Source organism: Streptococcus porcinus (assembly GCF_900475415.1).
In the GTDB taxonomy this organism is placed as follows: Bacteria; Bacillota; Bacilli; order Lactobacillales; family Streptococcaceae; genus Streptococcus; species Streptococcus porcinus.
On sequence record NZ_LS483388.1, the window covers coordinates 720986 to 740247 of the forward strand.

Sequence of the window (19262 nt, forward strand, 5' to 3'; positions counted from 1 at the left end):
AGAATAGTTATTTTACTAGGGTATGTACCGTTTAATTGTTTACAATTTAGGCTGCTTTTCGGAGAAAAAACTGGAGAAAAATTATCAAATGATGCAGATTTTGACCTTGGAGGAAAACAAATGAACGATAATCAACGTCGAGAAATTTGGAAATTACGAAGTGATGGCCTTGGGTACGGAGCTATTGCTCAGTTGCTTAATCTATCACTAGGTTCAGTCAAACAGTACTGTCGAAGATTTCCAGAGCTAAAAGGCCCTGGAGAATTAGTAAAGTCTCAAATTGATGAAGGGGAGCGATTGTATTGTAAAAATTGCATGCAAAAGCTTCAGCATGTTAATCAAGGTCGACCGAAAAAGTTCTGCTCTGATAAGTGTCGTAAAGTTTATTGGGATACTCATAAAGAGGAGCACGACAAAACCAAAACTGCATACGATGAATTGACTTGCCAAAACTGTGGCAGGTCTTTTTTATCCTATGCCAATCCAACAAGGAAGTTCTGCGGACACCCTTGTTATATTGAACATCGATTTAGAAAAGGAGTAAGGAATGACAACGCAACCTAACATGGAGATTAAGGAACTTCCTCTAGGTGACTTAAAACCAGCTTCTTATAACCCTCGAAAGAAATTGAAGAAGGGCGACAAAGAATACGAAAAGATTAAACAGAGCCTGCTCAAGTTTGGCTACGTTGACCCTATCATTGTCAACAAGGATTTGACGGTCATCGGTGGACATCAACGCTTGACGGTACTTAAAGACCTCAAGTATGAAACGGCCAAGTGCGTCATTGTTTCCCTTTCCAAGGAAGACGAAAAAGCACTGAACATTGCTCTCAATAAAATCACTGGTCAATGGGATGACCAGCTTCTAGCAGACTTGCTTTTGGACTTGCAAGAGTCTGACTTCAACCTTGACTTGACTGGTTTTGAACCACCAGAGATTAATGACATTCTCTCCAACGTCCACGACAAGGCCTTGTCTGAAGATGACTTTGACGTGGAAGAGGAGCTGAAGAAACCAACTGTCGCAAGACGTGGAGACATCTGGCAACTTGGAAAACACCGAGTGATTTGTGGTGATTCAACCAAGGCACAAACTTATGACCAGCTACTTGGTGATAAGAAAGCCAATCTTGTTGTGACGGACCCGCCATACAATGTGGATGTGGAAGAGACAGCTGGAAAAATCCTCAATGATAACATGTCTGACGGTGACTTCTATCAATTCCTCTACGACATGTTTACTCAAGTTGAAAGCCACATGGAAGCTGATGCTTCAATCTATGTTTTCCATGCGGACACGGAAGGGCTTAACTTCCGTAAGGCCTTTAAGGACGCTGGTTTCTATTTGAGCGGTTGTTGCATTTGGAAGAAGAACTCACTGGTTCTCGGACGTAGTCCCTACCAATGGCAACATGAACCCTGCCTCTTTGGTTGGCGACAAAAGGGGAGACACCAATGGTTCAGTGACTGTAAGCAGACAACTATATGGGAGTATGACCGACCTAAGTCTAGTAAAGACCACCCAACCATGAAGCCGATTCAGCTTATGGCATATCCTATCCAAAATTCATCCATGCGAGGAACATTAGTTCTTGACCCATTTCTTGGTTCAGGCTCAACCCTCATGGCAGCTGACCAAACTGGTCGAATCTGTTACGGCATTGAGCTAGATGAAAAGTTTGTGGATGTCATTGTTAAACGCTACATGGAGGCTACTGGTAATTCCGATGTGAAAGTCCTTCGAAATAGTCAGACCATATCTTATGACGAAGCTAAAGCACAGATGGAGGATGACCTATGACAATAACCTTTCTTGATTTCTTTGCAGGAGTGGGTGGCTTTCGTCGTGGGTTGGAGTTGGCAGGGATGACCTGTCTTGGTTACTGTGAAAAGGATAAGTTTGCACGAAAATCCTATGAAGCAATGTACGATACAGAAGGAGAATGGTTTCATGACGACATCACAAGCATTGACCCCACACAACTTCCCAAAGAAGATTTATGGACTGCGGAAAGCCCTTGTCAAAATGTGTCTATCGCAGGAAAACGAGCCGGCCTATACGGTGAGCGAAGTGGACTCTTTTTTACATTTGTTAACCTCATCCAAAGCCAAAAGGAAGAAGATAAACCCGAATGGGTTCTCCTTGAAAATGTTAAGGGACTTCTATCAAGTGGCGGGGGACGAGATTATCTCGACTATCTCTCTATCTTGGATGAAGCAGGGTACGACCTTGAATGGCAAGTGTTCAACTCAAAAGACTACGGAGTTCCCCAAAACCGAGAGCGCATCTACACTCTCGGACATCTATTTTAGAAGTCGAGGTCGAAGACAAGTACTACCTCTCAGCAGAGAAGGCGGTAACCATCTTAAGCAAATTATAGGCGGCATGCAAAGCTACCGAGTCTACGACCCTAGTGGCATTGTCACAACCCTTGTTGGTGAGGGTGGCGGACTGGGAGCTAAGACAGGTCTTTATCTGATTGACTAGTCTTTGACTGAACCAAAGCTAACTGATGAAGCACGGTGTATCACCGCTCGCTACACTGCAGGTGCTACAAAGAGAACTGCCATGAACTCTGGAGTTCTTGAAGTTCAACCGATTCTAACTCCTGACAGGGTAACTAAATGTCAAAATGGTAGACGGATCAAAGAACAGGATGAGCCCATGTTTACTTTGACTTCTCAAGACCGTCACGGTGTCCTTGAAGGCATCAAGGTCAATAATGGAACAAAGCAGGGCTACCAAGTGGCAGAGGTTGGTGACTCCGTTGACCTTTCTTATCCAGGCTCACAGATGAGACGAGCCAGAGCTGGGAAGGGCATTGCCCACAACCTTTCTTGTGGTGGTCAGATGGGAGCGGTGGTTTGGAATGGTCGAGTGGTGAAAATCAGACGTTTGACTCCACGAGAGTGCTTCAGACTCCAAGGTTTTTCAGATGACTTGTTTGAAAAAGCTGAAGCTGTTAATTCTGATGCACAGCTTTACAAACAGGCAGGAAATGGCGTAACTGTCACCGTGGTTTATGCCGTTGGCAGAGCCATTTTGGAGACCATCGATAAAAAATCTAAATAAATTTTGATTAAGTAAGCATTTTTTGAAACTTTTCTCGAATAGATAAGATGAGAGGTGAAAAGCTATGCTTGATTTGAATGATTTTTTGAAAGAGGTAAAGAGTGGACGTATCTCTAAAGATAGTGTCAGAGTTGCTCGTCGAAATGGTGTGATTATTGATTACGTTCTTCCTCAGGAATCGGTGAGTGAGAATGAGGTTGTTGAAGTAATGACTTTGAATGACATGGTAGCGGAGATTTTTGACCTCTGTTAGCAATTACTACTGGATATACTCTGAAAGGTACGGTAATATACGACTAGCAATTAAGAAGGAGTTATATACAATGACCAAAGCTGAAGCTAATCAGATAATTGATTACTGTTATGTTCATTTAATGGTGATGAAGCACCATTATGAAAAAACACGAGAGTTTCCTCTTGATATCATCGAGACTGGAAACTTGGAACAAATCAATGAGCTGCTTGATGATATTCAGACAGGTATTGATAAAGGACAGTTCACAGATATGGAAGTAACTTATATCACCGAAGATACCAACCAGCTGTGGGAAGATGTTTCTTCAATCTTGTCAAAATAATCTGCCAAAACAAGCAGATAAAACTGGATATCAATTTCCTCCAGAGTTAATATGTAACCAACAAAAGAAGAGGAGAACAAAACCATGACAACACAAACAACACTTGAAAATGCCTACAGCCTTTACCCTGCAACTGCAAGCATTGTACCATTCAAAAACTGGTTGATTATAGCCTACCAAAGCTACAAAGGAATTAATCTTCATATCTTTGAAACAGTTGAAAGCCTTGATGAGTTTTCAAAGGAAGAACAACGTTTCAACCTTATCATTGATTCAGAAAAAACCTTCCAAGACCAAGGACACGCAGTGAAGCGGGCATTTGAAACATTAGGAGCATAAGATGAACGACAAGATTCTAAAACGAATCAAGTCCACCTACCCAGAGGGGACAAGGGTGAGATTAGTCCAGATGGACGACCCTCGACCAGTTCCAGTAGGGACACTTGGTACGGTCCTTGATGTAGATGATATTGGTTCACTCATTGTCTCTTGGGATAATGGCCAAAGCTTAAATGTTTTATATGGAGTTGATGGAGTTGAAAAGATTTAAAAGGTTTCTTTTGAAGCCTTTTTCTTGTACCAAAAAGGGGGTGAGACAGTGGCAATTAGAGGGCGAAAACCAAAGCCTACCAATTTGAAAATACTTGAAGGAAACCCTGGGAAGCGACCTCTACCGAATAACGAGGTTAAACCCAAACAGAAAGCCCCACGGTGTCCACAGTGGCTCGAAGACGATGCCAAGAAGGAATGGAAACGGATGGGTAAAATTCTCGAACAGATGGGAATTTTAACAGAGATGGACATGACAGCCTTCGCAGGCTATTGCCAAGCATATGCACGATGGAAGGAAGCCGAAGAGTTTCTCTCAAAACATGGATCTATCATCAAGACCCCAAATGGCTATCTCCAACAAGTGCCACAGGTATCTATCAGCCAGACCAATCTGAAAATCATGCTCAAGTTCTGTGAGCAGTTTGGTCTGACACCATCAGCTCGTAATCGCTTGGCGACTATGGATGCTGATGTTGGTACAGGTGATGAGATGGAGGATTTGTTGGGAGGTATTCAATGACTTATCATTATGAACCGAGTCCCTTTATGCTTCCGACGTCTCACTACGACAAGGCAAAGGCAGATAGGGCAGTGACCTTTATCAATAACCTTTCCCACACCAAAGGTAAGTGGGCAGGGAAGAAGTTTGAGTTGTTGCCATGGCAGGAACAGATAGTACGAGATCTCTTTGGAATTGTTAAGGAAGACGGCAACCGTCAGTTTCTGACAGCCTACATCGAGATTCCAAAGAAAAACGGCAAGTCTGAGCTTGCCGCAGCTATTGCCCTTTATCTTTTGTACGCAGATAATGAAGCCAGTGCAGAAGTTTATGGGGCGGCTTGTGACCGAAACCAAGCTTCTATCGTCTTTGATGTTGCCAAACAAATGGTTCTAATGAGCCGACCGCTTGAGAAACGCTCCAAGATTATGGGAGCGACAAAGCGGATAGTGAACTATTCAAACGCTGGATTTTACCAAGTCCTATCAGCGGAAACAGGAACCAAACACGGTCTCAACGTGTCTGGCCTTGTCTTTGATGAAATTCACGCTCAACCCAATCGCCATCTCTATGATGTCTTGACCAAAGGTTCTGGTGATGCTAGGGAACAACCTCTCTTTTTCATCATCACAACAGCTGGGACAGATAAAAACTCCATCTGTTATGAACTCCACACCAAGGCTCTTGATATTCTCAAAGGTCGAAAGAAGGACACGTCCTTTTATCCTGTGGTCTATGGTCTTTCTGATGAAGACGATTGGAATGACGAAGCCAACTGGCTGAAAGCTAATCCCTCACTTGGTCATACCATTGGGATTGACCGAGTTCGTGAAGCCTACCAACAAGCTCTTGATAACCCAGCAGAGGAGAATGTCTTTAAGCAACTCCGTCTCAACATGTGGACGAGTTCCAGCGTGGCTTGGATACCTGAACATGTCTATGCCAAAGGTAATGCCCCGATAGATTATGAGGCTCTTAAAGGTCGTGATTGCTACGCAGGGCTTGACTTATCAAGTACCTCAGATATCACCGCCTTTGTCTTGGTCTTCCCACCACGACATAGCGAGGAGAACTACATTATCTTCCCATTCTTTTGGTTACCAGAAGATACCTTGGAACTCAGATGCCGTCGTGACCATGTCCTTTATGATGTTTGGGAAAGGCAGGGCTACATCAAGACGACCGAAGGGAATGTTGTTCACTATGGTTTCATCGAAGCCTTTATTGAACAACTCGCTGAAACCTACCACATCAAGGAGATTGCCTATGACCGTTGGAATGCAACACAAATGGTACAGAATCTCGAAGGCATGGGCTTGACCATGGTGCCTTTTGGACAGGGTTATAAGGATATGAGTCCACCATCCAAAGAACTCTACAAGCTTATGATGGAGGGGAAAGTCCAACACGGTGGTCATCCTGTTCTTAAGTGGATGGGACAAAATGTGGTCATGCGACAAGATCCAGCTGGTAATATCAAGCCAGATAAGGAAAAGTCTGTTGAGAAGATTGATGGTATTGTCGCCCTTATTATGGGATTAGACCGTTGTATCCGTCACCAAGGAGATGAAGGTAGTGTCTATGATGAACGAGGAATTTTGAGTTTTTAGGAAAAATAAAGTTAAATTCTTTCAAAAATGGCTCAAAAATGACTGGATAAACTTCCTCTTTAGAGTTAATATGGTCACAACAAAAGAAGAGGAGAACAAAAACATGGCAACTAATGCACGTATTGGACTTTTAACGAAATCAAACACCGCAACATTTATTAAGGTCGCTTATGAAGGGTATCCAAGTTACACAGGAAGCCTATTAACATCAGCATTCAATAGCCTCAAACAAGTTAAAGAACTTCTAAAAAAGGCAACATCATCATGTTGGAAGAAAACCTTGATGAGGTAGAAACAGATAGCCTTGTTCAAGGGACAGAGAACATTCGCTTTGTAGGAAGTGAGAGCGACCTTGAAGGAGATTATTTAGCAGACTACACTTACGTATACAAAGAAACAGAAAAAAGATGGTACATTCTAACGGATGGTAAACTCGTACCATGTTATTTGTAAACTAGCACTAAGCACTTCGACTGAGGTGCTTTTTGTTTACTCAAAAAGGAGGTCAAATGGGTATTTTTGATTGGATTGGATCAAAGCGTTCAAGAGATAAGCCCCATAATAGTTATGAGGGGCAAGATTTTTCATACCTCTTTGGACGGACGACCAGTGGTGAAACCGTAGATGAGTTTAAGGCTATGCAGACGACGGCCGTTTATGCTTGTGTGCGTATCCTTGCTGAAGCAGTAGCGTCACTTCCTATTCACGTCTATGAACGGACAGAAACTGGGAAGGAGAAAAAGCTGGACCACCCACTGTACTTTCTTCTTCATGATGAGCCAAATCCAGAAATGTCATCCTTTATTTTTCGAGAAACCATGATGAGCCATTTGTTAATATGGGGAAATGCTTATGTGCAGATTATCAGAGATAAGGGTGGACGAGTGATTAGTCTCTATCCACTCTTGCCTGATAAGATGTCTGTCCATCGTGATGATAATGGGAGACTTTACTACAAATACCAGCGGCAGACAGAAGAAAATCCTAATTTCAATGATAAGGGAACTGTCTTATTGAAGCAGGAAGACATTCTTCATGTGCCTGGTCTTGGATTTGATGGCTTGATTGGTTACTCACCAATTGCGATGGCTAAAAATGCGATTGGGATGACCCTAGCTACCGAAAACTATGGGGCATCTTTCTTTAAAAATGGCGCTAATCCAGGTGGTGTTTTGGAGCACCCAGGTATCCTTAAAGACCCTAAACGAGTGAGAGATTCTTGGAATGCCGTTTACAATGGGGTCACAAATGCGCATAAAGTGGCTGTACTCGAAGAAGGAATGAAGTATACTCAAGTTGGAATTCCCCCTGAAGAAGCCCAATTTTTACAAACACGGAAGTTTCAGATTAACGAAATTGCACGACTTTACCGTATCCCACCACACATGGTTGGGGATTTGGAGAAGTCGTCGTTTTCAAATATTGAACAGCAATCACTTGAATTTGTGAAATATACCTTAGACCCTTGGGTAGTTCGGTTAGAACAGGCCTTCAAGAGGTCTCTTTTTTTACCCGAAGAAAAGAAACGCTACCTTATCAAGTTTAATGTAGACGGTTTGCTTCGTGGCGATTATCAGAGTCGTATGAATGGCTATGCCATCGCACGACAAAATGGATGGCTCTCGACTAACGACATCCGTGAGTTGGAAGACTTGAACTTGTTATCTGATGAAGAAGGCGGAAACCTTTACTTGATTAACGGCAACATGACCAAATTAAAAGATGCTGGTGGTTTCATGAAGCAACCGACAGAAACGGATCCAGCTGAAGATCCACCAGAGGAGGAAGAAGATGCGTAAATTTTGGAATATTACTGACGAAGGAGAAGTCCGCACTCTTCGGATTGAAGGACAGATTGCGGACGAGACTTGGTTTGGGGATGAAGTCACCCCGCAGATCTTTAAGAATGAGTTGACTTCAGGAACAGGCGACATCACCCTTTGGATCAATAGTCCAGGGGGTGATGTGTTTGCGGCTGCTCAAATCTATAACATGCTTATGGATTATCAGGGCGATGTCCATGTCATCATTGATGGCCTAGCTGCGAGTGCTGCCAGCGTCATCGCCATGGCTGGGACAACAGTTTCCATGAGTCCAGTTGCCATGATGATGATTCATAACCCTTGGACGTTTGCGCAAGGTGAAGCGAAAGATATGGCCAAGGTCATTGAGATGCTTGGCGAAATTAAGGAGTCCATTATCAATGCTTATGAGCTTAGAACTGGACTTTCCAGAACTAAGATTTCTCATCTCATGGACTCAGAGTCTTGGTTCAATGCCAAGAAAGCAGTGGAGCTTGGTTTTGCGGATAAGGTGCTCTTTGAAAAAGAGGAGACACCTGATCAGGACCATCAAAATAGCTACACCTTTAGCAGAGTGACTACTGCTCATGATTTGATGGTGAAACTTCAAGCGAGCCTTCAACCACCCAAGTCACAGAAAACGATCCCCATCAATCAGTTGGAAAAACGATTGAACCTATTGAAATAAAAGGAGAATACCTATGTCTAAACTACTTGAATTGAAAGAAAAACGTAACGCTGCTTGGGCTCAAGCGAAAGCCTTTCTGGATACTGTTCGCTCAGAAGACGGCTTGGTATCGGATGAAGATTCCAAACGCTATGAGGAAATGGAAACTAAAATCGAGCTCTACAATAAGGAAATTGCTCGCTTGGAGCGCCAAGAAAAGATTGACCTTGAACTGGCGCAACCCACCTCACAAGCGCTAACGACGCAGCCAACAGTCATTGTCGATAACCAAAAAGAAGATGAAAAGAAAGGTGTCGCATCAGATATCTACACCCAGACGTTCTGGACCAGTGTCCGTAAACGTAACTTCTATGATGTGAAGGATGTTCTTCGTGTCGGTGAAGATACAGAAGGCGGACACCTTGTCCCTGATGAATACGAAAAGAAATTGGTACAAGGGCTTCAGGAAGAAAACTTTTTCCGTAGTCTCGCAACTGTTATCAAAACCTCTAGTGGTGAGCGTAAGATTCCAGTTGTTACTGGTCATGGTTCAGCCTCTTGGATGGATGAGAACGGACTTTATCCAGAAACGGATGAGACTTTTGGTCAAGTGACTCTTGATTCGCATAAGATTGGGACAGCAATCCGTATCTCAGAAGAATTGCTCAATGACTCTGTCTTTGACCTTGAGTCTTACATGACTTCTGAGTTTGCACGTCGTATCGGTACGGAGGAAGAAAAATCATTCTTGGTGGGTGATGGTTCTAAAAAACCAACAGGTATCTTCACGCAAGCAGATGTAGAAGGACCAACGACCGCAACCAAAGACATCACCTTTGATGACATGATTGAGCTTTACCACTCGCTTCCTGCTCCTTATCGTAAGAATGCGGTCTGGATTCTCCATGATACTACGGTTAAGGCTATCCGCAAGCTCAAGGACAATAATGGCAATTACATCTGGCAACCATCAACACAAGCTGGTCAACCTGATTTGATTCTCAACCGTCCTTACTACACGTCAACTTTTGCGCCACTTCCAGAAGCAGGAAACAAAGCGATTGCCTTTGGTGATTTCTCTTACTACTGGATTGCGGACCGTCAAGGGCGTACCTTCAAGCGTCTCAATGAGCTTTATGCAAACAATGGTCAGATTGGTTTTCTTGCCAGCCAACGTGTGGATGGGAAATTGGTTCTTCCCGAAGCAGTGAAAATACTCACCATTAAAGGGAAAGGTCTATGATAACGCTAGAAGAAGCCAAGCTCTATCTGAAAGTGGAGAATGATGAGGAGGACTTCCTTATCGAACAGTTGATGGCAACAAGTCGCCAGCTTTGTGAAGATATTCTTCGTGAGACCTCCACTTCAGAAGTTCTAAAGACGGCAGTCCTTTATGGGGTTGCCTATCTTTATGAACACCGTGAAGAAGCCAATCACAAGGAGTTGAAGGAAACTCTCTATCATTTGCTTTTGGCAGATAGAAAGGATGTGTTCTGATGAAGATTGCGCCTCTAAGAGAACAGTTAGTCTTTCAAGAAAAGCGACTCAAGCAGGACGACATCGGAAACGAGTTAGCCATTTGGGATGACCTCTTTATGCGTTGGTGTTCTTGTCGTCCACTAGCTTTAACTGAAAGTGATGGGAGTGCGACAAAACTGATTCATAACAAGGTGCAGTTTACCTTGCGCTACGATAAGGCTATTCTTGCTCTTAATTCTTTAACGACTCGAATTTACTTTCGTGACCAGTATTATGCTATCGAGTCCATTGATGGCGATACTGTGGCTCAAAGCTTGATTTACATCGTTGCGACCAAGGAGGAGCTTTATGACTAAGATTGGACTTGATGATTTAGCTTCTGTCATCGAAAAGGAGCTGACGACTTATGCCAAAGAGACCACAGATGTCATGCGTGAGGTGGTTGAGGAAGTGACAGACGATGCCGTTGATACCTTAAAGGTGACTTCCCCAAAACGACGAGGGAAATATGCTAAAGGGTGGACGAGTAAGGCAACGACTGACAGCAATACGGCTCTGACCAAAACTATTCACAATCGAACACCAGGGCTGACGCATCTGCTTGAAGATGGGCATGCCAAACAAAACGGTGGTCGGGTGGAAGGGATTAAGCACATCGCTCCTGTCGAGAAAAGGGCGATTCAGTCGTTTGAAGACAAATTGCGACAGAAACTGTGAGGTGGCTTATGCGATTTGAAGACCTCTTTCCTGTCTTAAAAGAGAGCAAACTCCCAGTAGCCTATCATCATTTTGAGGAAGGTCACAGTCCGAGACCTCCCTTTATGGTCTATCTAGTCACTGACTCAGATAACCTTGGGGCAGACAACTGGGCTTATCACAAAGGGCTTAATGTTCAGATTGAGCTGTACACAACAAAGAAGGATTTAGTGACAGAAGAAACGGTGGAATCAGTTCTTGATGCCCACCATCTTTATTTTGACAAGGTAGAGACTTACATCACTAGTGAGAAACTCTACCAAACCATTTATTCCATCACACTATTAGGAGGATAACCATGGCAGAAAAAAACAAGGTCACCTTTGGCCTACAAGATGTCCACTGGGCAGAAGTCACCAGTGAGGGAGCTGACGGTGCTTTGACTTATGGTACTGTCGAGCGCCTTCGTGGTGCCGCAGAATTAACCCTTGAACCGACTGGAGATAAGGGTTCTTACAAGGCAGACAACATCAACTTTTACACCTCTGAATCCAATGACGGCTATGAGGGAACGCTGAAAGTCGCTCTCTTGTCACAGGAGTTTCTAACTCATGTTCTAGGTGAGAAATTGGATGCGACAACTAACACCATTTCAGAGATTGCAAATGCGGAGAAGAAAAACTTCGCCCTCATGTTCCGATTTGAAGGGGACAAGAAAGAGACACTTCATGTCCTTTATTACTGTTATGCGTCTCGCCCAACAGTTGGGTCAAAAACCAAGTCAGGCTCTGACATCAATGAGGTGGAGTTGACCTTTACGGCAAGTCCACGACCACTTGATAAGATTGTGCGACGCAGAACGACTGAAGAAACCAGTGATGAGATTCGTGAGAACTGGTTTAAGTCTGTCTTTGAACCAACTGCTTAAAGGAGGAGAACATGCGACAAAATATCACGATTGCTGGAAAAACCTATCCCTTGGCTACGAATGCCTATACACCGATTGCTTATAAGGAGCAATTCGGAAAGGATTATTTCCAGGATCTCTTTAACATGTTAAGTGCGGAATCCATCATGACTCAACTTGAGCAATTGGAAGAGGGGGAAGAGTTAAAGGCTAGTCAGATTGACTTGTCTATTTTATCTGACTTCGACATGACCTTTTTCCACCGTCTCTTTTGGGCCTTTGCCAAGTCAGCCAATCATCGAATCAAACCATTCGAGGATTTCTTTATGTCGATGGAGGAATTTCCCCTTCAGGAAGTTGGGCCAGTCTTGATGTCTATGCTTAACCAAGGGATGACAACCAGAAAAAAGCAGAAACTTCCGAAACAGCGAGCGAGGAAATCTTCACGGTAGAGAGTTACCTCTCTTGTTGTAAGGAGACTGGCCTTTCCATTGATGACTTAAAGCACATCTCAATTGGCATGGCATTGGATTATCAGACGGATTATGTGGAGCTAAGAAGCCGAGATGAGACTTATGCTCGCAAAGCTACCCAAGCAGACTTTGACAATTTCTAGTAGGGAGGAGGAGTGACGATGGCAGGAAACATTAAGGGGATCACCATTGAAATTGGTGGTGATACCCAACCCTTACAAAATGCCTTAAAGGGTGTGAATAAACAGGCTTCTGAAACCACTAAAGAATTGCGTCAGATTGACAAGGCACTCAAGTTTGACACTGGCAATGTCACTCTTTTGACCCAGAAGCAGGAAGTCTTAGCCAAACAAGTTGAAACAACTAAAGAAAAACTCGCCACACTTCGTCAAGCTCAAGCCCAAGTCGAGGCTCAGTTCAAGGCCGGTAACATCGGTGCAGACCAGTACCGTGCCTTCCAACGTGAGGTTGAGAGTACTCAAACAGTCTTAAAGGGCTATGAATCAAAGCTAGAAAGTGTTAACAGAGTTCTCTCAGAAAACGGAGCGCAGGTTGAAACCAATCAGTCCCAGCTCAATCGTCTCCAAAATGAGCAGGCACAGTTGGTGTCAGAAAGTGAGAAACTCAATAGCTCCTTTAAGCTACAAGAATCAGCATTAGCAACTACCGCAAGTGAGGCTGATAAGTTGGCACTTGCTCAACGAAAGGTCGCTTCTCATTCAGAAATCCTTGAGAAACAGATTCATAATCTGGAACAACAGCTCTCTCTTTCAAAGAGCGAATATGGTGAGAATTCGGTTGAAGCTAATAAGCTTGAGAAAACTCTTAATGAGACAAAGACAGCTTACAATAATCTCCAAAATGAGATGGAGGAGTTGGCCTCTAGTTCTGCGAGTTCCAAGGCTTCTTTGGAAGAGACAAACAGCCTCTTAAAGGCTGACCTTCTCATGGAGTTTGGCGACCAACTGGGAGAGTTGTCACAGAAATTGATTGACTTCGGTCAACAATCGCTTGACGCATTTCTTGAAGTTGATGAGGGTATGGATATCATTGTCACGAAAACTGGGGCAACTGGTTCTGCCCTTGAAGAGATGACAGACATCGCTAAAACCCTAGCCACTGAACTACCAACGGATTTTAATACGGCAGGAAGTGCCGTAGGGGAGTTGAATACGCAATTTGGGTTAACAGGAGATGCCCTTAAGTCTGCCTCTACCCAGTTGATTCAATTCTCTGAAATCAATGGGAGTGATGTGACGAGCTCTGCCATTTCAGCCAAACAAGCGATTGAGGCCTATGGACTTGAAGCGACTGATTTATCAAGTGTTTTAGACACGGTTACTTATACCAGCCAGGCGACAGGTGTTGGTGTCCAAGAGTTGATGGACAAGGCAGTAGCGGGAGCACCACAAATCAAAGCCCTTGGCCTTTCCTTTGATGAAGGCATCACCTTGATGGGGCAGTTTGAAAAAGCAGGGGTTGATTCTTCTGCAGCACTTTCGTCACTCTCAAAGGCAGCTGTTAAGTATGCGGGCGATGGGCTGACGCTTCAAGAAGGACTTGCTGGAACCATTGAGCAAATCAAAGCCTCAACCAGTGAAACAGAGGCTCTTTCTCTTGCCTCAGAAATCTTCGGAAGTAAAGCAGCTCCACGTATGGTTGATGCCATCAAGCGTGGGGCCTTATCTTTTGAAGATTTAGCAGGAACAGCTGATAAGGCAGCTGGGATTGTAACACAGACCTATGAGGGGACGCTTGATCCTATTGATAAGTTTACAACCGCTCAAAACACGTCGAAGTTAGCAATGGCGGAGATGGGAGATGCTATTGCAGCAACCCTAGCACCTATCTTAGAGGTTCTCGCCAGTTTGCTTCAAGCTGTTGCCACATGGTTTTCTGGGCTATCAGAGCCAGTCAAGCAGTTTATTGTCATTGTTGGAAGTTTGGTCGCAGCCCTTGGCTTAGTCCTCCCGATTTTTATTGCCCTGCAAGCAGCTGCTATGGCTATGGGAACAACCATCATGGGGATGATAACTGCAGCAGCTCCAATCGTAGGGATTATTCTTGGTGTCATTGCCGTTGTTGCCTTACTGGTTGTTGGGATTCAGCAACTCTGGCAACATCACGAAGGCTTTCGGACAGCTGTGACAGAAATCTGGAATGCCATCTATGCCTTTTTATCTGTCATTATCCAACAGATATCAAGCTTTGTTATGTCGATATGGGGAACCTTGACTACTTGGTGGACAGAGAAGCAACAGCTAATCCTTAAAGCCGCAAATACCGTGTGGACAGCCATTTCAACAGTTATTCAAACCATCATGACCATTCTTGGCCCTTACCTTCAAGCCAGTTGGGAGAATATCAAACTGATTATCACGACAGCTTGGGACATCATTAAAGTGGTCGTAGAAACAGCCATCAATGTTCTCTTAGGCATTATCAAGGCAGTCATGCAGATTATCACGGGTGATTGGTCAGGTGCCTGGGAAACCATCAAGCAGGTCGTCTCTACAGTTTGGGAAGCCATCAAGTCACTGATTTCGATTGTTCTAAATGCCATTGCTCAGTTCATTTCCAATTCCTGGAATGGCATCAAAGGCACTATGACAAACTTACTCAATAGTATCAAATCTGTCGTTAGTAATGTCTGGAATGGCATCAAGTCAACGATTAGTTCGATTATATCGAGCATAAGTTCAACGGTATCTTCTATCTGGAATGGGATGAAAGCAACCATCTCAGGTGTCCTAAGTGGTATTTCAAGCGCAGTGTCCTCTGTCTGGAATGGGGTCAAATCAACCATTACAAATGCCATCAATGGGGCAAAAAATGCGGTTTCTTCAGCTATCAATGCCATTAAGAACCTCTTTAACTTCAAGATTAAGTGGCCGCATATTCCTCTTCCGCACTTTAGTGTGTCAGGTTCTGCGAATCCCCTTGATTGGTTAAAAGGTGGCTTACCTAAGATTTCCATTCAATGGTACGCCAAGGGTGGGATTCTCACCAAGCCAACGGCATTTGGTATGACAGGAAATAGCTTGATGGTTGGAGGAGAAGCAGGACGTGAAGCAGTTCTACCTCTTAATAACCAAATTCTTGGCAGTATCGGTCGCAGCATCGCAGCTACCATGCCTAACAAGGGAACAACCATAACGGTCAATATCACAGATGTTGTGATTCGTGAAGAAGCTGATATGAAAAAACTAGCCGACTATGTAGCTGGTCAACTAGCTGATGAAATGACTCGACAAGCTTTACTGAGAGGAGGAACAGTGTGATTAAACATAATGAATTGGTACTGAATGGAAAAGGCACCTCGTCTTTTCCTTTTAAAGTGCTTGTGGAAGATAGACCGAGCGTTCAAGTGCCACGGTCTAAAACGCAACTCTTAGACCATCGTGGGTTGAGTGGGGCGATTGTTCAAACCAATAAACACCGTGATGTGATTGAAAAGCCTTACCGCTTGTACCTGATTGGTGCGAGTGAGAAAGAGGTCAATGAGTTCTCGGCTTATCTCATGCAGGAAGGTTTTTGGCTAGAAAGTGAACGCCTTAAGCTCACCAGGCTTTGGTGTTACCGAACGGATAGCTTTGACATCAAGCAGGATGGCCACGATGTGTATGTGATTGATGTGACCTTTATCTGTCACCCCACTCGCTTTTTTAAGAGTGTGGATAGGCAAGTTTTGAGTGCCAATGGTGTGTTAAAAACACAAGGCTCTGCCCTTGCCTTTCCTACCATTACTATCACCGGTCAATCGGTGTCAGAAACCTCATTCACGGTAGGTGACCAGGTGATCCGCATTGAGAAATTTACAGAGCCTCTTGTTATGGTTAATCACCCTGATCGTCCTAGTTTTAAGACCCTATCAGGGAAAGCTGCCAAGTGGTCTGGGGATTTTATCACGATTGATGCCAGTCATCCAACTCAGTCTGTTGGTGTTGTTTTGGGTAGTGGGATATTATCGCTCACTTTTGAGACGAATTGGGGGTGGGTATGATGCTTTACCTTCTTGACGGTCAAACAAAGACACCGAAATGGAATGGTCAGCCATTATTTGAAACGGTGAGTGCAACGGTAGAAGAGGAGCTGAATAGCACCTTTCAGCTCCATTTAACTTATCCGATTACGGATTCAGGTATTCATGAAACCCTTAGAGCAGATGAGTTGATTTTGTGTCCAACTCCTGATTTGGGAAAGCAGCTCTTTCGTGTTAAGCAGGTAAAGATTCAAGACGATACGATAGAGCTTGAGTGTTATCACATTTCTGATGATGTGATGAAGCGTCAGGTTAAGCCTTTTTCAGCGACTAACACGACTTGTCAATCAGCCTTGATGAGGCTGGTTGAGGCTTGTCCATCTGATTTAGGACTTTTTAGCTTTGACAGTGATGTGACGGAGCGTCATACCTATGTGTCTGACGAAGACTTGACACTTTATCAAGCTCTAATGGATGGTAAACATTCCATCCTTGGAACCTGGGAAGGTGAGCTCGTTCGTGATAACTTTCAGCTGATAGTTAAGCAGCACCGTGGCAACGATAAGGGAGTTATTCTCACAAGCCATCACAATCTGAAAGCTTTTGAGGATAAGGGTGATTCTGAGAAGGTCATTACGCGCATCTATGCGACCTCAACCTTTCAGGCAGAAGGTAGTGATGAGGATACCGTTCTTTCTGTCGTTGTGGAAAGTCCCCTCATTAACCAATACCCTTATGTCCACGAAGCACGGTATGAGAATAACACGCTTCAGACAGAGGAAGAATTGCGCCAATGGGCGATGGCTAAGTTCACACATGAGCACATCGATAGCATCTCTAGACAGATAACCGTTGAAGCTTATCAGCTTGATGGTCAAGAAGTCCATCTGGGAGATACAGTCACTCTTAAAAGTCAAAAGCACAAGGTAGATGTTAAGAAAAAGGCAGTTAGTTATACCTTTGACGCTCTAGAAGAAGTGTATCTTTCGGTGACCTTTGATGATGAGGTTAGCTTTACAAACTCTGGATCATCAGGAAACAATTCGCTAACCAGTGCGGCTAAGACCATTCTTGATGTCAATCAGTCGGTTACAGAACACCGTGCGTCTAAGGAGCGAGCTAATTTTAACAAGGTCTTTGATAGGCACTTTGAGCGTCTTCAAACAGAAGTTGAAGATGGTATCGCTAAGGCCAAAGCAGAAGGCGAGCGTTCTGGGAAGAAAGCTGCGCTTGATTATCTGGCAACTGATGCCTTAGAAGCACGAGTCGCAGCCCTTCAAAAAGCTAAGATTGATGAGTTGACTGTCTCTAGTTCAGCATGGATGACAAGACTTGTTTCCCAACAGATTCTATCAGAGTATGTGAAGAGCCTAGAAATTGAAGCAGATAAGGTCGTTATTCCTGGCTGGCACACCCCGGTCTTTAGTTTGGATAGGGATGGGAATCTTTCCATTGATACGCCCCTCCTAAAGGTGAGGGGGGAAAGCCTAGCGACAAAAGTTGATCTTAAAACTATCTCTTTAACCCCTGGACCAAAGGGGGACGCTGGAGCAGATGGGGTGGGCATTCAATTAAGGGAGCAGTACTACTTAGTCTCTGCACAAAAGACTGGTGTAACAGCAACAAACTCTGGTTGGAGCACAACCATTCCCTTTCTCACCTCAACGCTTAAATATCTGTGGAACTATGAAAAAACCACTTTCACCAATGGCTCAACGACAGTCACAACACCTGTTGTCATCGGTGTATATGGGGACAAGGGTATGGATGGAAAGGCTGGTAAGGACGGAAAGACCCTTTATACTTGGCGGATGTATGCAGATAGTGACAAGGGAGAAGGACTTTCTGCCATTCCAACAGGCAAACGTTACCTTGGTCTAGCAGTCAATAAGGAGAGCGCAACCCCTTCAACCAATCCTGGTGACTATATCTGGTCATCCTTTTTTGAGGGAACGGAACTGGGTGGTCGCAATTACATTGACGATTATGCCATGAAAGCGATGACTTTTTCATCTGTTACCTCTGAGTGGAAGAAGGAGGTAATTGAAGATACGAGTTCTGTTAGTGGGGTGACTATTAAGTTGACCTGTACCAAAGCAGGTACTGGCGGCTTTCATCGGAACTTCCATGATTTAAGGAGTCGAATTGGTGCGACGATGACTTTTTCAATTGATATTAAGTGTTCAAAATCTGTCACACTCAATATGGGTTGTGAACTCGGTGGAATGAAAGCTTACGAAGTAACAACAGATTGGCAAAGGTTTGTTTCTTCATGGAAAGTAAGTAGTTATCAGTACTATTCTTATATCTTTTACTTAATGTCAGGTTCGTGGTCAGTAGGAGATGTGGTTTATCTTAGAAATGTTCAATTGGAAGATGGCAACGTTGCTTCAGCGCCTGTGCCTTCTTTGAATGATCTTATCGCTCAGATTGATGCCAAAGCTGACAACGGGTTTATGAAGCAACAATTAGACCTTCTAACTGAAAAGACAGAATCTCTCCGAGTGGACCTTGAAGCGAGAGCTTTGGCAAAAGAAGTAGCTGATTGGCTCAAGTCTTATAAAGAGTTTGAGAAGAATAATGAAGCTGTCCTTGCGCAATTTAATCAAGACTTTATTGATAATACGGCTCGTATCGCAGCTATTGAAGCAGATCTTAAAGCCAACAGTCTCTTGCTTAACTTTGTCAATACCTATTTGAGAGCTGGTGATAATGGGGTAATTATTGGTAAGAAGGATAACTCTGAATATATCGAATTAACCCCACAAGGGATGATGATTAAGTCAGCTGGTAATGCCGTTATGACGGTTACAGCTGGTGTCATAAAAATTCATCATGGGGTTTTTGTGGAGACCTTACAGGTTGGTTATTACCGACTAGAAGACGCAAGACATAATGCTAAGCATCTAGTTTGTCGTTTTATTGATGCCAAGTAGAAAGG

Annotated in this window: 22 protein-coding genes and 1 pseudogene; all 23 read left to right on the plus strand. The window is 43.8% G+C overall.

All coding sequences use genetic code 11. From position 1 onward, the window contains the following. The first annotated feature begins 120 nt into the window (after window positions 1-120). The 23 genes and pseudogenes from DQM45_RS03585 (at window position 121) to DQM45_RS03695 (ending at window position 19257) form a co-directional block, all read left to right on the plus strand. Window positions 121-564 carry a hypothetical protein gene (locus DQM45_RS03585; RefSeq protein ID WP_003085469.1) on the plus strand — a complete coding sequence of 148 codons (444 nt, stop codon included), beginning with the start codon at window positions 121-123 and terminating at the stop codon, window positions 562-564. Beyond that, window positions 548-1804: a site-specific DNA-methyltransferase gene (locus DQM45_RS03590; protein WP_003083867.1), complete on the plus strand. Its 1257-nt coding sequence runs from the start codon at window positions 548-550 to the stop codon at window positions 1802-1804. The genes DQM45_RS03585 and DQM45_RS03590 overlap by 17 nt, the downstream gene beginning before the upstream one ends. Further along, a pseudogene (locus DQM45_RS03595) lies at window positions 1801-3076 on the plus strand (DNA cytosine methyltransferase). The gene DQM45_RS03590 and the pseudogene DQM45_RS03595 overlap by 4 nt, the downstream one beginning before the upstream one ends. Before the next feature lie 64 nt (window positions 3077-3140). After that, window positions 3141-3329, plus strand: coding sequence for a competence regulator inhibitor paratox (locus tag DQM45_RS03600; protein WP_003084540.1), 189 nt, complete (start codon window positions 3141-3143; stop codon window positions 3327-3329). Window positions 3330-3399: 70 nt separating this feature from the next. Next, on the plus strand, window positions 3400-3654 hold the full coding sequence (locus tag DQM45_RS03605; protein ID WP_003085595.1) for a hypothetical protein: 255 nt from the start codon (window positions 3400-3402) through the stop codon (window positions 3652-3654). Between the two features lie 84 nt (window positions 3655-3738). Next, window positions 3739-3993 carry an Nmad4 family putative nucleotide modification protein gene (locus DQM45_RS03610; RefSeq protein ID WP_003084984.1) on the plus strand — a complete coding sequence of 85 codons (255 nt, stop codon included), beginning with the start codon at window positions 3739-3741 and terminating at the stop codon, window positions 3991-3993. A gap of 1 nt (window position 3994) precedes the next feature. After that, window positions 3995-4204, plus strand: coding sequence for a DUF4314 domain-containing protein (locus DQM45_RS03615; protein WP_003085793.1), 210 nt, complete (start codon window positions 3995-3997; stop codon window positions 4202-4204). 48 nt (window positions 4205-4252) lie between these two features. Continuing rightward, window positions 4253-4726 (plus strand): phage terminase small subunit P27 family, encoded by a 474-nt coding sequence (locus DQM45_RS03620; protein ID WP_039984473.1) that lies wholly within the window; start codon window positions 4253-4255, stop codon window positions 4724-4726. Then, on the plus strand, window positions 4723-6315 hold the full coding sequence (locus DQM45_RS03625; RefSeq protein WP_003086112.1) for a terminase large subunit: 1593 nt from the start codon (window positions 4723-4725) through the stop codon (window positions 6313-6315). The genes DQM45_RS03620 and DQM45_RS03625 overlap by 4 nt, the downstream gene beginning before the upstream one ends. A 103-nt stretch (window positions 6316-6418) precedes the next feature. Next, window positions 6419-6607 carry a hypothetical protein gene (locus tag DQM45_RS03630; RefSeq protein ID WP_000224578.1) on the plus strand — a complete coding sequence of 63 codons (189 nt, stop codon included), beginning with the start codon at window positions 6419-6421 and terminating at the stop codon, window positions 6605-6607. Next, window positions 6580-6768: a hypothetical protein gene (locus DQM45_RS03635; RefSeq protein WP_000888907.1), complete on the plus strand. Its 189-nt coding sequence runs from the start codon at window positions 6580-6582 to the stop codon at window positions 6766-6768. Before DQM45_RS03630 ends, DQM45_RS03635 begins: the two co-directional genes overlap by 28 nt. A gap of 56 nt (window positions 6769-6824) precedes the next feature. Continuing rightward, window positions 6825-8114 (plus strand): phage portal protein, encoded by a 1290-nt coding sequence (locus tag DQM45_RS03640; RefSeq protein WP_003082574.1) that lies wholly within the window; start codon window positions 6825-6827, stop codon window positions 8112-8114. Next, a complete protein-coding gene (locus DQM45_RS03645) occupies window positions 8107-8805 on the plus strand; it encodes a head maturation protease, ClpP-related (RefSeq protein ID WP_003084543.1) in 699 nt (232 codons plus the stop codon). The genes DQM45_RS03640 and DQM45_RS03645 overlap by 8 nt, the downstream gene beginning before the upstream one ends. Window positions 8806-8818: 13 nt before the next feature. Beyond that, window positions 8819-10027, plus strand: coding sequence for a phage major capsid protein (locus DQM45_RS03650; protein WP_003082866.1), 1209 nt, complete (start codon window positions 8819-8821; stop codon window positions 10025-10027). Further along, window positions 10024-10281 (plus strand): head-tail connector protein, encoded by a 258-nt coding sequence (locus tag DQM45_RS03655; RefSeq protein WP_000631138.1) that lies wholly within the window; start codon window positions 10024-10026, stop codon window positions 10279-10281. The genes DQM45_RS03650 and DQM45_RS03655 overlap by 4 nt, the downstream gene beginning before the upstream one ends. Further along, a complete protein-coding gene (locus tag DQM45_RS03660; protein ID WP_003085935.1) occupies window positions 10281-10619 on the plus strand; it encodes a head-tail adaptor protein in 339 nt (112 codons plus the stop codon). The genes DQM45_RS03655 and DQM45_RS03660 overlap by 1 nt, the downstream gene beginning before the upstream one ends. After that, a complete protein-coding gene (locus tag DQM45_RS03665) occupies window positions 10612-10980 on the plus strand; it encodes an HK97 gp10 family phage protein (RefSeq protein WP_003083471.1) in 369 nt (122 codons plus the stop codon). The genes DQM45_RS03660 and DQM45_RS03665 overlap by 8 nt, the downstream gene beginning before the upstream one ends. 8 nt (window positions 10981-10988) lie before the next feature. Beyond that, on the plus strand, window positions 10989-11315 hold the full coding sequence (locus DQM45_RS03670) for a hypothetical protein (protein WP_003083592.1): 327 nt from the start codon (window positions 10989-10991) through the stop codon (window positions 11313-11315). Between the two features lie 2 nt (window positions 11316-11317). After that, complete coding sequence (locus tag DQM45_RS03675) at window positions 11318-11887, plus strand: major tail protein (protein ID WP_003084874.1); 570 nt, start codon at window positions 11318-11320, stop codon at window positions 11885-11887. Between the two features lie 11 nt (window positions 11888-11898). Beyond that, a complete protein-coding gene (locus DQM45_RS03680; protein WP_003084262.1) occupies window positions 11899-12318 on the plus strand; it encodes a hypothetical protein in 420 nt (139 codons plus the stop codon). A 182-nt stretch (window positions 12319-12500) separates the two neighbouring features. Continuing rightward, complete coding sequence (locus tag DQM45_RS03685) at window positions 12501-15620, plus strand: phage tail tape measure protein (protein ID WP_003085290.1); 3120 nt, start codon at window positions 12501-12503, stop codon at window positions 15618-15620. Further along, complete coding sequence (locus DQM45_RS03690) at window positions 15617-16342, plus strand: phage tail protein (RefSeq protein WP_000589862.1); 726 nt, start codon at window positions 15617-15619, stop codon at window positions 16340-16342. Before DQM45_RS03685 ends, DQM45_RS03690 begins: the two co-directional genes overlap by 4 nt. Beyond that, window positions 16342-19257, plus strand: a complete 2916-nt coding sequence (locus tag DQM45_RS03695) for a phage tail spike protein (protein WP_039984847.1) — start codon at window positions 16342-16344, stop codon at window positions 19255-19257. Before DQM45_RS03690 ends, DQM45_RS03695 begins: the two co-directional genes overlap by 1 nt. Window positions 19258-19262 lie beyond the last annotated feature (5 nt).